Genomic DNA, 16,374 nt, shown 5'->3' with positions numbered 1-16,374 from the left:
CCGAGGGCGGGTTCAGCGCATCTCCCGCACCGCCCGGGATCCGAGCACCGCGAGCCCGGTGACCGCGAGGACCGCGGCCACGACCCCGAACAGGGCGAGGTGCCCCGTCCCGGCGAGGGCGCCGCACAGGATCAGCGACAGGGGGGCGGCGGCGTAGCCGAGGACCATGTCGACGGAGACGACGCGGGTGAGGACGTCCTGCGGGATGTTGCGCTGGATCCAGCTCAGTCCGAACACGCCCTGGTAGCCGATGGCGAAGCCCATGGCGAGGACGGTCGCGATGACGACCGGGGTGTTCTGGGCGAGGCCGAGGACGGCCATTCCGGCGCCCAGCCAGCCGGCGAGGCCGGCGACCAGGAGGCCGACGCGGGGCCGTCCGCCGACCGCCCCGCCGACGAGGGTGCCGAGGACCGCGCCGCCGGCCAGGGCGCCGTTGAGGACGCCGAGGGTGGCCGAGCCGCCGCGCAGCACCTGGTCGGCGAGGGTGGCGAAGCCGACCGTGAAGGGGCCCGCGTAACAGAAGTTGACCGCGGTGTCGAGGGCGACGACGGTGCGCAGACGCGGGTCGCGCAGCGTGAAGGTGACGCCTTCGCGGATGCGGGCGCCGAGGGAGGGCCCCTTCTCCTCCGGCGCGGCCTTGGGCGCGTCGGGCCGGGGGCGGGTGCGGATGCGGGCGACGCACAGTCCGCACAGCGCGAAGCAGACGGCGTCGACGAGGAAGGCGACCGGCGCCTCGGTGAGGGCGATGACCGTGCCGCCGACGGCGGGGCCGAGGACGGCGGCGGTGCGCGCGCCGGCGCCGAGCAGGGCGTTGGCCGGGGCGAGCAGGTCCTCGTCGACGACCGACGGCAGGATGGAGACGCGGGCGGGCTGGAAGAAGGCGTCGACGGCGCCGAACGCGGCGGCCGCCGCGCACAGCATCCACACGGTGAGGTGTCCGGTGAGTCCGGCGATGCCGACGGCGGCCATCAGGGCGCTGCGGGTCCAGCTGGAGGCCACCATGAGGGTGCGGGTGGACCAGGTGTCGCCGAGGGTGCCGCCGACCAGGGTGAGCAGGGCGCGGGGCACGGCCTGGAAGGCCAGGACGTAGCCCAGGGTGAGGGTGGAGCCGGTCAGGCTCAGGGTGATCCAGGAGAAGGCGACGACGGTGAATCCGTCGCCGAGCAGGGAGAGCGCCTGCCCCGTCCACAGCAGGCGGAAGGAACGGTGCCGGGCGGGCGCCCACAGCCGCGGGCGGTCCGCGGCGAGGGTCGTGGCCATGGGGTGCCTCTCTTCGGGGGACGTGTGCGGTCCGGTCAGTAGTGGACGGGCAGGGCGGTGAGGCTGCGGTTGAGCAGGGACGGCTGCCAGGAGAGCCGTGCGGGGTCGGCGAGGGCCAGGCCCGGCCGCTCGCACACGAGCGTGCGCACGGCGCACACGGCGACGAGGCGGGCGAGCGCGGCGCCGATGCAGAAGTGGGCGCCGAAGCCGAAGCCGAGGTGGGTCGCGCCGCCGCGGGTGACGTCGAAGCGGCCCGGGTCGGGGAAGCGGGCGGGGTCGCGGTTGGCGGCGGCGGTGACGAGGAAGATCCGGTCGCCCGCGCGCAGGGTGTGGCCGCCGAGTTCGAGGTCCTGGGCGGCGGTGCGGATGGACATCTTCGACGGCCCGTCCAGGCGCAGGGTCTCCTCCACGGCGCCCTGGGCCAGGTCCGGTTCGGCGCGGACGGCGGCGAGCTGGTCGGGTCGGGTGTGCAGGGCCAGGACGGTGTTGGCGATGAGGTTGCTGGTGGTCTCCCCGCCGGCGAACGCCATCTGGGTGAGCATGCCGACGAACTCCTGCTCGCTGACGGTGTCGCCGACGCGGCCCTCGGCGAGGACCTGGCTGATCAGGTCGTCGCCGGGCTCGGCGCGCCGCCGTTCGACGAGCGCGCCGAGGTAGTCCTCCAGGCTCACCAGTGCCTGGAGGGAGGCCCGGTACTCGCTCTCCTCCTGGGCGGTGCCGAGCACGAGGTCGGCGACGCGGGCGTTCCAGTACCAGAAGGAGGGGCCGTCGGTGGGCGGGATGCCGAGCCAGCGGGCGAAGACGAGGGCGGGCAGCGGTTTGGCGACGTCGGCCATGAGGTCGCCGCTGTGGCCGGGAGCTGCCCTGCGGGTGAGGACGGCCCGGGTGACCTTCTCGGTGAAGGCGCTGTAGCGGGCGACGGCGCGGGCGGCGAAGGCCTCCTGGAAGACCTGGCGCAGCCGGCGGTGCTGGGGCGGGTCGTTGAAGACCATCCAGCGGGACAGGATGGAGAAGGCGCGCTCGGCGTCCTCGCGGGCTCCTTGCGGCACGGCGTCCATCAGGGGGCGGACCCGGTCGGCGGAGACGGCGCGGTCGCGCAGGCAGCGCATGACCTCGTCGTAGCCGGTGACGAGCCAGGCGTGGTGGAGCGGGCTCCACTGCACGGGGTCGCTCTCGCGCAGGGCGTCGAGGTGGCCGTAGGGGTCGGCGACCAGGTCGGGGGCGAGAAGATGGCGCTCGGTGGGGGCGGGGGCGAACGTGGTCATCGGGCGTCTCCGGTCTCCAGGGCGGCGAGCAGGCCGGCGATGCCGGTGACCTGGGGCTCGGCCATCATCGACATGTGGTCGCCCTCGCTGATGTGCAGGGTGAGCCCGTCGCGTGCGGTGGCCCGCCAGCGTTCGACGTAGGTGTCGAAGTCGACGTCGAGGCCGGGCATCGGGACGCCGCGGGGCAGGTTCGCGGCCTCGCTGCCGACCACGAGGTGGAGGTGGCCGGGGTAGGGGCGGACCTCGTAGGCGGCGAGTGCGGCGAGCAGGGAGTGCCAGACCTCGATGGGGGCGCCTTCGACGAGGGCGGCCTCGGCCGGGCTCATGCCGGCGCCGAGGAGGGTGGCGGTGAGTTCGGCGGTGGCGCGGTCGCGCTGCGGGGAGTCGGGCATCTCGCGCAGCCGGTCGCGCTGGCGCTGGGCCTCGCGCAGGTCGCGGGTGACGCCTTCGAGGCGGGCGCGGGCTGCGGGGTTGGGCAGGTAGGGCTCGATGAGGACGAGCGGGGCGACTCGGTGGCCGGACTGGTGCAGCTGGGTGGCCATCTCCAGGGCGATGTTGGCGCCCATGGACCAGCCGAGCAGGGCGTGCGGGCCGGGCGCCGCGCGGTCGGTGATCTCGGCGGCGTAGTTGGCGGCGATGCCGGTCACGGTGCTGGGGTCGACGCCGCCGAGCAGTCCGCGGGCCTGGAAGGCGTGGACGGGGCGGCCGGGCGGCAGGGCGCGGGCGAGCGGCACGAACCAGGCGGCGCTGCCGCCGGTGGGGTGCACGCACCACAGGGGTTCGCCGTCGCCCTGGCGCAGCCGCACCTCGGAGGTGACGGTCCGGGGCAGTCCCGCGCCGACCGCGCGGGTGGCGTGGGCGGCGAGGCGGGCGAGGGTGGGGTGTTCGATCAGGTCGCCGACGGTGACGGGCAGTCCGCGTCCCGCGGCCATCAGGGACACGCGGACGGTGGACAGGGAGCTGCCGCCGATCCGGAAGAAGTCGTCGTGGACGCCGATCCGGGACAAGCCCAGCACCTCGCGCCAGATCTCGGCGAGGATCCGCTCGGCGGGGGTGGAGGGGGCGACGTACGCGGTCTCGTCCTGGTCGAGTTCGGCGGGCGGCAGGGGCAGCGCCCGCCGGTCGATCTTTCCGCTGCGGTTGACGGGCATCTCGTCGAGGAGGACGAAGCGCGAGGGCACCATGTAGGCGGGCAGTGCGGTGCGCAGGGCGCCGCGCAGCTCCTCGGGGGTGTGCCGGCCGGTGTCGTCGGTGACCAGGTAGGCGACGAGGGCGGGTTCGCCCCCGGGCAGGTCGGTGCGGTGCAGGACGACGGCCTGGCGGACGCCGGGCAGCCGCCGCAGGGCGTGCTCGATCTCGCCGAGTTCGATGCGGAAGCCGCGCAGTTTCACCTGGGCGTCGCGGCGGCCGAGCCATTCGACGGTGCCGTCGGGCCGGTAGGCGCCGAGGTCGCCGGTGCGGCACAGCCGCTCGCCGGGGCCGCCGTAGGGGTCGGGGACGTAGGTGGCGGCGGTGAGGCCGGGGCGGCCGAGGTAGCCGCGGCCGACGGCCCGTCCGCCGAGGTGGATCTCGCCGGGGACGCCGACCGGGACGGGCTGGAGGTCGTCGTCGAGGACGTGGACGCGGGTGTTGCGCATCGGGGTGCCGACGGGCGGCCGGCCCTGGCCGGGGGCGAGGTCCGCGGCGACGGACCACACGGTGGTCTCGGTGAGGCCGTACACGTTCTGGAAGCGGCGGCCCCGTGACCAGCGGTCGGCGAGTTCGGCGGGGCAGGCCTCGCCCGCGACCTGGAGGACGCGCAGGTCGGGGAAGGTGTCCTCGCCGAGGACGGCCAGGGCGCTGGGCGGGAGCATGCCGCCGGTGACGCGGGCCTCGCGCAGGGTGCGGGCCAGGTCGGGGCCGGGGCGCAGGTCCTCCTTGGGTGCGGTGACCAGGCGGCCGCCGTTGGCGAGGGCCCAGGTCAGTTCCAGGATGGAGGCGTCGAAGCCGAAGGACGCGAACTGCAGGACGCGGTCCTCGGGGGTGGGGCCGACCAGGTCGCGCTGGCCTTCGAGCATGTTGGACAGGCCGCCGTGCGCGATGGCGACGCCCTTGGGGACGCCGGTGGAGCCGGAGGTGTAGATCAGGTAGGCGAAGGTGTCGGCGTCGGGCTCGCGGCCCGGCACCGGTCCGACCGGCTCGGCGGGCATGTCCAGGTGGAGGGTGGGGCCGTCGAAGGGGACGGCGCCGTCCAGCGCCCGCTGGGTCAGCAGCACCCGCATGCCGCTGTCCTCGGCCATGAACGCGAGCCGGTCGGTGGGGTGTTGGGGGTCCAGCGGGACGAACGCGCCGCCGGAGCGCAGCACGCCGAGCGCGGCGCGGACCCAGTCCGGCCCCCGGTCGACGCAGATGCCGACGACGCTCTCGGGTCCGACGCCGAGCAGCCGCAGACGGCGGGCGATCTGTTCGGCCTGCTCGTGGAGTTCGGCGTAGGTCAGGGTCCGGCCGCGGTGCTCGACGGCGACGGCGTGCGGGGTGCGGGCGGCCCATGCGGCGACGTGCTCGTGGAACAGCAGCGGCGAGGAGGGCAGGTCCGGGCCCGCGGCCCAGCCGAGGACCGTCTCACGGGCGGCGCCGGTGGCGGCGGGCGGGCGGATCCGGGCGTGCGGGTCGGCGGTCATGGCCTCGAGCTGGGCCACGAAGACGTCGGCGACCTGTTCGGCGGTGGCCGGCGCCACGTACGCGGGGTCGGCGTCGAGGGTGAAGGCGTTGACACTGGCGTTGACCAGCAGCGGGAACATCGTGCGGGCGATCTCCAGGGAGTCGTCCCAGGAGTCGTGCGCCAGGCGGTGGAAGTTGACGTAGTTGAAAACGGTGTCGGTCAGGTTCGGTTCGGTGGGCCGCAGTTGGGCGATGCGGACCAGCGGGACCCGGCGGTGCGGCAGCATCTCCTGCTCGGCGCCGAACACGTCCCTCAGGTAGGTCAGCCAGTCGCCGCGCGGGCGGTCCACGCCGAACGGCACGGTGTTGAGGAACAGTCCGCGCATCCGGTCGGCGCCGGGCACCTCGGGGCGGCCGTTGGTGACCAGACCGATGCTGTGGCCGCGCACGCTGTCGTCGCGGTCGGCGAACAGGCTCATGGTGTGGTGGAAGGCGGCCAGCAGCACGGTGCGGCGGGGCACGCCCGCCTCCTTGGCGAGGCGTCCGATGCGTGTCGCGAGGTGGGCGTAGGAGCGGCGCACCTCGTGCACCGGCGGTCCGTCCACGGCGGCCGTGTCGGTGCGCCGGCGCAGGGTGACCGGGCGCAGCGCGGCGAGCCGGTCGCGCCAGTAGGCCAGGGAGTCCTCGTCGGCGAGCGCGGCCCGCTCCAGGGCGACGTACTCGGCGAAGGCCGGGACGCTCGGGGGGCGCGGCGCGGTGCGCCGGGTGACCGCCTCGCGGTGCAGGGCCAGCAGGTCGGCGACGAGGGAGGTCAGGCTCCAGCCGTCGAGGACGACATGGCAGTCGGTGAGGACCAGGCGCAGGTCGTGGTCGGTGACGTGGTGCAGGTGGATGCGGACGAGGGGGGCGGCGGCGAGGTCGAAGCGGCGGTCGAACTCGGCGTCGACGAACCGGCGCAGCCGCTCGCGCTGCTCCTCGCGGGGCAGTCCGCGCAGGTCGGTGTAGCCGACGGGCAGGTGGGCGGTGCGGTGGACGAGCTGGAGGGGTTCGCGGTGGCCGACGAGGTCGACGGAGGTCCGCAGGATCGGGTGGGCGGCGACGACGGCGTCGACGGCGGACTGGAAGGCGGCGGCGTCGAAGCCCTCGGGGACGGTGATCTTCAGGTCGGTGACGTTGTGGTAGGCGCCGCGCCGGTGGTCGGCGAGCATCTCGTGGAGCATGCCGGCCTGGAGCATGGTGAGCGGGTAGGCGTCGGCGAGGCCGTCGGGCAGCCGGCCCCGGTCGGCGGGGTCGACGAGGGAGAACGGGGCGACCGGCTCGGGGGTGTCGGCGGCGTCGGTGACCAGTTCGGCGAGGTCGGCGAGGGTGCGGGCGCGGAAGACGTCGGCGACGGAGAAGCCGAGCCCGGCGAGCCGGCCGACGCCGACCAGGCGCAGGGCGAGGATGGAGTCGCCGCCGAGGTCGAAGAAGTTGTCGGTGCGGGCGACCCGCTCCACGCTCAGGACCTGACCGAACACCTCCGCCAGGGCCTGCTCGGTCGGTCCCTGCGGGGGGACGTGCGCCGCATCCTGGGCGGTGGTGGGGCGCACGGCGGTCAGGGCGGCGCGGTCCACCTTGCCGTTGGCGGTCAGCGGCAGGCGGTCGTGGCGGACGAACAGGGCGGGGACCATGTACTCCGGAAGCGTCAGCCGCAGTCCCTCGCGCAGGGCGGGCGCGTCCAGGGGGCGGCCCTCGGGGGTGACGACGTGGGCGACGAGGCGGGCGGCGCCGCCGTCGCGCCGGGCCACCACGGCGGTGTCCGCGACGCCGGGAAGGGCGCGCAGGGCGGTCTCGATCTCGCCGGGCTCGATCCGGTAGCCGCGGATCTTGACCTGGTGGTCGGCGCGGCCGACGTAGGCGAGCTGTCCGTCGGGCAGGACGCGCACGAGGTCGCCGGTGCGGTACATGCGGGAGCCGGGGGCGCCGAAGGGGTCGTCGAGGAAGCGCTCCGCGGTCAGCTCGGGCCGGTTGCGGTAGCCGCGGGCCACTCCCCCGCCGGCCACGTGGAGTTCGCCGACGGCGCCGTGCGGGACGAGGCGGCCCCAGGCGTCCAGCACGTAGCCGTGGGCGGCGGTGAGCGGGCGGCCGACGGGTGAGCGGACGTCGCCGTGGACGTCGTCCTCGGTGATGGTGCGGATCGTGACGTGGACGGTGGTCTCGGTGATGCCGTACATGTTGACCAGGTCCGGGCGGGGCCCGGGGGCGGTGAACCAGTCGCGGTAGTCGCGCACGTCGAAGGCGTCGCCGCCGAAGACCACCGTCCGCAGGGCCAGGTCGGTGAAGTCGGCCCCGTTCTGGGCGAGATGGGCGCGCAGCCCCTTGAAGGCGGCCGGCGTCTGGTTGAGGACGGTGACGCCCTCCTCGCGCAGCACCCGGTGCACGGCGGCCGGGTCGCGCACCTCGTCCCCGGTGAGGACGACGACGCGTCCGCCGGTGGCGAGGGGCGCCCACAGCTCCCACACGGAGAAGTCGAAGGCGGGCGAGTGCATCAGGGTCCACACGTCGTCGGGACCGAAGTCGAAGTGCCGGTCGGCGGCGCCCAGCAGCCAGGCCAGGTTGCCGTGGGTGATCTCGACGCCCTTCGGGCGGCCGGTGGAGCCGGAGGTGTAGATGACGTAGGCGAGGTCGTCGTGGGCGGGGACGGCGTCCTCCGGCGACGGCGCGGCGCCCGCTCCGGCGGTGTCCCGCTCGGTGGCGTTCAGTTCGAGCAGCCGGGCCGGCAGGCCCTCCACCGCGTCGCGGGTGGCCGCGTCGGTCACGATGAGTTCGATGCCGGAGTCGGTGACGGTGTACTCACGGCGCGCCTTGGGGTGCGTCGGGTCCAGCGGCAGGTACGCGGCTCCGGTCCGCCAGACGGCCAGGAGGGCGACGGCGAGGTCGGGGGTGCGGTCGAGGCAGACGCCGACAAGGGCGCCAGGGGTGACGCCGGCCGCGCGCAGTCGCCGCGCCAACGCGGATGCCTGGATGTCGAGTTCGGCGTAGGTCAGGCCCCGGCCCGAGCCGGTGACGGCTCGCGCGTCGGGGGTGCGGGCGATGTGTCCGGCGAGCCGGTCGGCGGCGGTGCGCGGCAAGGCGGCGGGCGTGTCGGTCCTGCGGGCGGGGCCGTCCGGGCCGAGCAGGCGGGCGCGTTCGGCGGCGGTGAGGGGGTCGACGGTGCTCAGGGGTGCGTCGGGGCGCGTGCGGAACGCCTCCAGGCAGGCCACGGTGTGCCGGGCCAGCGCGGCGACGGTCTCCTCCTCGAACAGGTCGGGGCGGTAGACGAAGGCGAGTTCGGTGCGCCCGGCGCCCTCGCGCAGGTCGAGGGTGAGGTCGAACTTCGCGGTGGTGAGCCCGATGCGGTACGGCGCGCCCTCGGCCTGCCCGAGGGCCAGGGCGCCCGCGCCGGTCTCGGTGTGCGTGTAGAGCACCTGCACCAGCGGGTTGCGGGCGAGGTCGCGTTCGGGGCTGAGGGCCTCGACGACCTTCTCGAAGGGCAGCGACTGGTGGGTGAACGCCTCCAGGACCCGGTCGCGGGTGCGGGCGAGGAGCGTGGCCGGGGTCGGGTCGTCGGAGAAGTCGCCGCGCATCACGAGGGTGTTGACGAAGAACCCGACGATCTGTTCGGTCTCGGCCCGCTCGCGGTTGGCGACGACGGTGCCCACGGCGATGTCGTGCTGTCCGCTGTGGAAGGCGAGCGCTGCCTGGAAGGCGGCGAGCACGGTCATGTAGGGCGTCGTCCCGGCGGTGCGGCCGAGGGCGGCGAGGCCGTCGGTCAGGGCGGCCGGCAGGGTGACGGTGTGCACGGCGCCGTGGCCGGCGGGCGTGTCGGGGCGCGGACGGTCGGTGGGCAGGTCGAGCGGGGTCAGTCCGGCGAGCCGGGAGGTCCAGTGGTCCAGGGCCGGGCCCTGGTCGGCGGCGCGCTGCCAGAGGGCGTAGTCGGCGTAGTCCAGGGGCAGTTCGGGCAGGTCGGCGTCGCGGCCCTCGCGCCTGGCCCGGTACAGCTCGGCGAGGTCCCGCACGAGGACGTCGAGGGACCAGCCGTCGGAGACGATGTGGTGCATGGCGAGGACGAGGACGTGGTCGTCGTCGGCCGCGCGCACCAGGGTGGCCCGGAAGGCGGGTTCGCGGGCGAGGTCGAAGGGGCGCAGGGCGGCGGCGTGTACGGCGGCGTCCACCTGCCGGGCGGCGGCCTCGCCTACGGGGACGGCATCCGCCTCGCCGACGGATACGGCATCCGCCTCGCGGACCGCGCCGGCGTCCGTCTCTCCGCCCGCGGCCGCGTCGACGACGTCGAGCACGGCGTCGCCGGCCGGCAGGACGCGCTGGTACGGGACGCCCTCGTGCTCGGGGAAGACGACGCGCAGCTGCTCGTGCCGTACGACGAGGTCGGCGAGGGCGGCGCGCAGGGCCGGCACGTCCAGGGGGCCGCGCAGCCGCCACGCGGCGGGCAGCAGGTAGGTCGCGGCGCCGGGGTCGAGGCGGTCCAGGAAGTACAGGCGCTGCTGGGCCGGGGACAGCGGGGTTCGTTCCGGGCGGGGCCGGACGCGGACGGGGCCGTCGTCGCGGACGGCCGACCGGCCGCGCAGCCGCTGCTCCAGCAGTCGCCGGGCGGCCGGGGAGAGGCCACCGCCTGCGGGCTGGGGGCCGGGGCGCACGTCGGACGTGGTCATGAGGGCACTCCGAATCTCAGGGTCTGGGGCAGAGCTGCGGGCCGGGCGGCGAACCGGACGGGCGTCGGCGGGCGGCCGTCCGGGTTCGGCGGCGGAGTCCGGTGGTCAGAGTTCGACGGGCAGAGTCCGGTTGTCAGAGTTCGGCGGTCAGAGTTCGGCGGTCAGGGACAGGTCGATCTCGTCGTCGCTCATCTGCGAGATCAGCTCCAGCAGACGGCGTTCCACCTCGGAGGCGAGCCGCTCCACCGTGGGGTGTTCGAACAGGTCGCGGACCTGGAAGGGGCAGTCGAAGGCGGTCCGCAGCCGGGAGGCGACCGACACCGCGCGCAGGGAGTGGCCGCCCAGCGCGAAGAAGTCGTCGTGGACGCCGACCCGGGGCAGGTCGAGGACCTCGCACCAGATCTGGGCGACCACGGTCTCGGCCGGCGTCCGCGGCGGCACCAGGGTGGGCGCCTCGCGGGGCTCCGGCTCGGGCAGCGCCTTGGCGTCCAGCTTGCCCTGGACGGTCAGCGGCAGGGCGTCGAGCAGGACGAACGCCGAGGGGACGAGGTAGTGGGGCAGCTGGGCCCGGCAGTGGGCGGCCAGGGACTCCTCCAGCAGGCCGTCCCCGGCGACGTAGCCGACCAGCGCGGGTTCGCCGTGCAGGGTGCGCACGACGACGGCCGCGCCGCGCACGCCGGGGTGGGCGCGCAGGACGGCCTCGGCCTCGCCGGGTTCGACGCGGAAGCCCCGGATCTTGACCTGGTCGTCGTTACGGCCGAGGAACTCCAGCTCCCCGTCGGGCAGTCGGCGCACCACGTCACCGGTGCGGTAGGCCCGGGCGCCGGGTCCGCCGTGCGGGTCCGGCACGAACCGCTCGGCCGTCAGGGCGGGCCTGCCGAGATAACCGCGCGCCAGCTCCGGTCCACCGACGAGGAGTTCGCCGGGCACGCCGTGGGGGGCCAGGTCGCCGCGCGCGTCGACGACGTAGGTGCGCCGGCTGCCCAGCGCCCGTCCGATGGGCACCCGGCCGTCCGGCCGGGCCCGCAGCGTGTGCGCGGTGGCGGAGACGACGGCCTCGGTGGGCCCGTAGGTGTTGACGACCGCGACGCCGGGCAGATGGGCGAACCAGCGCTCGAGCGGGTCGGCGGGCAGCGCCTCCCCGCCGGTCACCAGCAGCCGCAGGGTGCGCAGCCGGGGCGCCAGGCTGTCCAGGCGGGCGACGACCTCGGCCCAGTACGACGGGGTGAGCTCCATGACGGTGATCCCGGCCTCGGCGACGCGTTCGGCCAGCTCCTCGGGGGCCCAGATCTCGTCGGGCCGCACCTGCACGCTCGCTCCGACGCTCAGCGCGGGCAGGATCTGTTCGAGCGAGGCGTCGAAGGAGGTCGAGGCGAAGGTGAGCACCCGGTCCCGGTCGGTCAGCGCGAACAGTGCGCGAGCGGCGGCGACATGGGCGTCCAGGGCGTGGTGTGCGACGCCGACGGCCTTGGGCCTGCCGGTGGAGCCCGAGGTGAAGATGACGTAGGCGAGGTCGTCGGGCCCGGGGGTGTGGCGCGGGCCGTCGGTGCGGGGCGGCGCGTCGTCGAGGTCGACGCGGTGCGCGTCCAGGGCGTCCACGGTGGCGCGGGTGGCCGCGTCGCACAGGACGTGCCGCACCCCTGCCTCCCGGAGCATGTGCTCCAGCCGCCGGGCCGGCAGCCGGGGGTCGAGCGGGACGTAGACGCCGCCCGCCCGCCAGACGGCGAGCATGGCCGTGACCGCTCCGACACCCCGGCTCACGCACACGCCGACCGGATCGGCAGGGGAGACGCCCGCGGCCACGAGCGCGGCCGCGATCCCCCCGCTGCGGGCGTCGAGCGCGCGGTAGGTGAGGGTGGTCCCCTCGCAGGCGAGGGCCGTCGCCTCCGGTCGGCCCTCCACCGCGAAGGCCGGCGCCGGCGGGGCGTCCTGGCCCGCGGCGGCGAGCAGGTCGCGGCGCTCCTCCGGCGAGAGCAGGGGCGCTTCGTCGACGCGGGTGTGCGGGGCGTCGACGAGGGTCCGCAGGAGGCGTCCGACGTGTTCGGCGAAGCGGACCGCGGTGGCCGGTTCGAACAGGTCGGCCGCGTACTCCACGTTGAGGGCGAACCCGGCGTCCCGGACCACGAAGGTCGCGGTGAGGTCGAACTTGGCCGAACTCCACGGCAGGGCGAGGTCGGTGGCGTCCAGGCCCGGCAGCGCCGGGCCGCCGCCCGCGGAGTCCTGGACGTCGACCATGACCTGGAAGAGCGGGTTGCGGGAGAGGTCGCGTTCGGGCCGCAGCCGTTCCACGACCTTCTCGAACGGCACCTCCTGGTGACCGAAGGCGCCGAGGACGACGTCCCGCACGCGGTCGACGAGACCGGCGAGGGTCGGCCGTCCGGACAGGTCGGTGCGCAGGACGACCGTGTTGACGAAGAAGCCGACCAGCGGCTCCAGTTCGAGCCGGTCGCGGCCCGCGACGGGGGTGCCGACGCAGATGTCGTCCTGTCCGGTCCAGCGGGCGAGCACGGCCTGCGCGGCGGCGAGCAGCACCATGAAGCGGCTGGCCCCGTGCTCCCGCGCCAGGTCGTCGACCCGGCCGACGAGGTCGTGGGGCAGGTCGATCTCGACGGCTCCTCCCCGGCCGGTGAACGCGGCGGGGCGGGGCCGGTCGGTGGGCAGGTCGAGCACGGGCGCGCCGTCGAGCGCGGCTTCCCAGTAGGCGAGTTGGGGCTCCATGGCGCCGCTGTCGGCGCGGTCGCGCTGCCAGACGGCGAAGTCGCCGTACTGCACGCGCAGCGGCGGCAGCGCGGCGCTCTCGCCCCGCAGGCGGGCGTGGTAGTGCCGGGCGAGTTCGTCGAGCAGGACGTTCTTGGACCAGCCGTCGGTCACCGCGTGGTGCAGGCTGATCAGGACGACGTGGTCGTCATCGGCGAGTTCCCACACGCCCGAGCGCAGCAGGGGCGGCCGGGCGAGGTCGAAGCGGCGGGTGGCGAAGGCCGCGGCGCGCGGGCGCAGTCCGGCCACGCGGTCGCGTCCCTCGGCGGCCTCGGGCGCCCGCTCCCAGTGCAGCGGGACGCCGACCGGCGGGCACACCTCCTGGACGGGGCGGCCCTCGCGCTCGATGAGGGCGGTGCGCAGCACCTCGTGGCGGGCGACCAGGTCGTCCAGGGCCTGCTGCCAGGCGGTGCGGTCCAGTCCGCCGCGCACCCGCCAGCAGTACCAGAGGAGATAGGACTCGCCGGTGTCGGAGGTGCGGTCCAGGAACCACAGCCGCTCCTGTGCGAAGGACAGCGGCAGGGGCCGGTGGCGGTCGACGGGCGTCACGTCGGCGGCCCCCGGGACCCGGGCGCCGGCCACGACGGGCGCGAAGCCGCGGACGGTGGGGTGTTCGAAGACGGTGCGCAGCTCCACCTCGCGGCCCAGGCGCTGGGCGATCCGGGAGACGGCCATGGTGGCGAGCAGGGAGTGTCCGCCGAGGTCGAAGAAGCTGTCGTCGAGTCCGACCCGGTCCAGGCCGAGGACGTCGGCCCACACCTCGGCGACGACCCGCTCGGTCTCGTCGCGCGGCGCGGCGTAGGCGGGCCCGGAGGCGCCGCGGGTGTGCGCGGGGTCGGGCAGCGCGGAGCGGTCGAGCTTGCCGGAGACGCCGACGGGCAGCGCGTCCAGGACGACGAAGTCCGAGGGGACGGCGTGCTGCGGGAGGTGGCGGGCGCACCAGGCGCGCAGGGCGGCGCGGTCGGGGGCCGGGCCGGCGCCCTCGGCGGGCACGACGTAGCCGATCAGGCTGCGGCCGGTGGCGCGGTCGGGGCGGGCGGCGGCCTGGGCGACCTCGGGGCAGGCCCGCAGCACCGTCTCGACTTCGCCGAGTTCGATGCGGAAGCCGCGGATCTTGACCTGGTCGTCGCGGCGCCCGAGGAACTCCAGTTCCCCGCTCGCGGTCCAGCGCACGATGTCGCCGGTGCGGTAGAGGCGTCCGCCGGGCGGGCCGAACGGGTCGGGCACGAAGCGGTCGGCGGTCAGGGCGGGCATGCCGAGGTAGCCGCGTGCCACCTCGGTGCCGCCGATGAGGAGTTCGCCTCCGACGCCGACGGGCACGGGTTCGCCGTCGCCGTCGACGACGTACACGCGCCGCTCCCCCAGCGGCCGGCCGATGGGCACGGTGTGGGCGGGCGGGTCGTCGGCGTCGTAGGTCGTGGCGGTGACGGTGGTCTCGGTCGGGCCGTAGGCGTTGCAGACGCGGACGTGGGGGACGGCGGCACGCCACGCGGCGAGGGTGTCGGGCGGGACGCTCTCGCCGCCGAGGACCAGCAGCCGCAGGCCGCGCAGCCGGGCGGCGAGCCGGCGGTCGAGGGAGAGGGTCAGCTCCGCCCAGTAGGTGGGCGGCACGTTGACGACGGTCAGGCCGTGCCGCTCGACGATCTCGGGGACCTGGGTGGGCAGCCACGGTTCGTCGGGCCGCATGACGACGCGTGCGCCGGTGGTGAGGGCGGGCAGGACCTGGTCGAGGGAGGCGTCGAAGGAGAACGAGGCGAAGGCCAGGACGCGGTCGGCGGCGGTGATGCCGAGGCGTTCGCGGGCGGCGGCCACGTGCGAGGCGAGGGCGGCGTGCTCGACGCCGACGGCCTTGGGGCGGCCGGTGGAGCCGGAGGTGAAGATGACGTGGGCCAGCTCCCTCGGATGGGGCCGGCGCCGGGGACCGTCGGCGTCGGGGGCGACGGCGCCGGTGTCGAGGAGGACGGGGGCGAGACCGTCGGCGCCGGCCGCGGTCGCCGCGTCGGTGAGGACGCAGGCGAGGCGGGCCTGTCGCGCCATGTACCGCAGGCGCTCGGGGGGAAGTTCGGGGTCGAGGGGCACATAGGCGCAGCCGGCGCGCCAGATGCCCTCGACGGCGGCGACCGACCACGGCCCCCGGCGCAGCAGCACGCCCACGGCGCCGCCGGGTTCGACCCCCGCCTCCCGCAGGGCGGCGGCCAGTCCTCCGCTCATGGCGTCGAGTTCGGCGTAGGTGACGTTCTGGTCCCCGCAGCTCAGCGCGATCGCCGCGGGGTCGCCGGAGAAGGCGAGGCCGGGCGCCGGGCCGGCGGGGCGGTCGGGGGCGCGGTGCCAGTCGGGGCGGGGCCGGGCGAGGGCGCCCGGTCGCGTGGGAAGCGCGCGGAGCAGCTCCCGCAGGGGGGTCTCGGGGGCGGCCGGCACCGCCCGTACCAGGGCGACGTACGCCTGGGCGAAGGCGCGCATGGTGGCGGTGTCGAACAGGGCGGTGGCGTACTGGAGCAGGGCGGCGATGCTGCCGTCGGCGCGCAGGGTGAGGTCGAGGAAGACGTCCAACGGCGTCTCGGACAGCGGCGGTTCGACCAGGCCGACGTCCAGGCCGGGCATCCGCACCGGCTGGATCGGCGCGTTGAGGAGGGTGAACGAGGCCTGCGCCAGAGGGTGTCGGGACAGGTCCCGGGATCCGCCGACGGCGCCGACGACGAGGTCGAAGGGCGCCTCGGCGTGGGCGAGGTCGACGGGGACCCGGCCGCGCACCCGGTCGAGCAGTCCGTCGAAGTCCGGGGCGCCGGCGAGGTGGGTGCGCAGGACGACGGTGTTCACCAGAGGGCCGATGAGTCCGGCGGCGCCGGGCCGGGAGCGTTCGGCGAGGGTGCTGCACACGGCGACGTCGTCGCGGCCCGCCCAGTGTCCGAGCAGCACCTGGTAGGCGGTGAGCAGGAACATGTAGCGGGTGGCGCGGCGGGAGCGGGCGTGGGTGTCGACGGCGGCGACCACGTCGGCGGGCAGGTCGAACCGGACGACGTCGCCGGATCCGTCCCAGGTGCGCGGTCGCGGGCGGTCGGTCGGCAGGTCCAGCGGCGTGAGCCCGTTCAGCCGTTCACGCCAGTGCGCGAGCATCCGCTCCAGACGCGGCCCGCTCAGGCGCTCCGTCTGGGCCCGGGCGAGGTCGCTGTAGGAGACGGCGGGCGCGGCGACGGCGTCCCCCCGGTACCCGGCGGCCAGCTCCTCCAGCAGCACGCCCCAGGACCAGCCGTCCACGGCGATGTGGTGCACCTCGACGAGCAGCAGGTGCTCGTCGGGGGCGACGCGGGCGAGGACGGCGCGGACCGGGTGCTGCGCGGCGAGGTCGACGGGGCGCCCGAGGAACCGGTCGTACAGCTCCTGCGGGCCGCTGACCTCGACGCGCTCCAGTGCGACGCCGGCCGGGGCGTCGACCACCTGCACGGGTTCGCCGTCGACGGCGGTGAACCGCGAGCGCAGCACCTCGTGCCGGTCCACGATCGCCGACAGCGAGCCGTGCAGCCGCTCCACGTCCAGGGCCCCGCTCAACCTCAGCACCAGCGGCAGCATCGACCCGGTGGAGGAACCGGCGAGCTGGTCCATGAACCACAGTCGGCGCTGGGCGAAGGATGCGGTGCGGATGTCGAGGCCGTCCAGGGCCCTCTCCGGGGCCGGTCCTGCTGTCACTGTGAGCCTCCAAGCCGTGTTTTCCAGCAGACTGCCGCCGGCGGGGCGGGGCTCCATAGGGAAGAAGACGCAGCACCGGA

At 75.5% G+C, this 16,374-nt stretch carries 4 protein-coding genes; all 4 read right to left on the bottom strand.

Features of this window, described 5'->3' with window-relative positions; genetic code table 11:
- Positions 1–12: 12 nt before the first annotated feature.
- The 4 genes from ACP7TJ_RS33070 to ACP7TJ_RS33055 all read right to left on the bottom strand — a co-directional run bounded on the left by ACP7TJ_RS33070 (position 13) and on the right by ACP7TJ_RS33055 (position 16,294).
- Positions 13–1,260, bottom strand: coding sequence for an MFS transporter (locus tag ACP7TJ_RS33070; RefSeq protein WP_093764683.1), 1,248 nt, complete (start codon positions 1,258–1,260; stop codon positions 13–15).
- 35 nt (positions 1,261–1,295) lie between these two features.
- A complete protein-coding gene (locus ACP7TJ_RS33065; protein WP_367535001.1) occupies positions 1,296–2,525 on the bottom strand; it encodes a cytochrome P450 in 1,230 nt (409 codons plus the stop codon).
- On the bottom strand, positions 2,522–9,853 hold the full coding sequence (locus ACP7TJ_RS33060; protein ID WP_427767817.1) for an amino acid adenylation domain-containing protein: 7,332 nt from the start codon (positions 9,851–9,853) through the stop codon (positions 2,522–2,524). Before ACP7TJ_RS33060 ends, ACP7TJ_RS33065 begins: the two co-directional genes overlap by 4 nt.
- A 147-nt stretch (positions 9,854–10,000) precedes the next feature.
- Positions 10,001–16,294: an amino acid adenylation domain-containing protein gene (locus tag ACP7TJ_RS33055; RefSeq protein ID WP_427767814.1), complete on the bottom strand. Its 6,294-nt coding sequence runs from the start codon at positions 16,292–16,294 to the stop codon at positions 10,001–10,003.
- Between the last annotated feature and the right edge of the window lie 80 nt (positions 16,295–16,374).

Source organism: Streptomyces sp. DSM 41931 (assembly GCF_050271085.1).
Taxonomy (GTDB): domain Bacteria; phylum Actinomycetota; class Actinomycetes; order Streptomycetales; family Streptomycetaceae; genus Streptomyces; species Streptomyces albogriseolus.
Note: the sequence above shows the minus strand (reverse complement) of the source record. Positions and strands in the feature narration are given on the sequence as shown.

Coding starts and splice junctions, on each gene's coding strand:
- ACP7TJ_RS33065 (WP_367535001.1), bottom strand. CDS start 2,525: ATGACCACGTTCGCCCCCGCCCCCACCGAGCGCCATCTTCTCGCCCCC.
- ACP7TJ_RS33060 (WP_427767817.1), bottom strand. CDS start 9,853: ATGACCACGTCCGACGTGCGCCCCGGCCCCCAGCCCGCAGGCGGTGGC.
- ACP7TJ_RS33070 (WP_093764683.1), bottom strand. CDS start 1,260: ATGGCCACGACCCTCGCCGCGGACCGCCCGCGGCTGTGGGCGCCCGCC.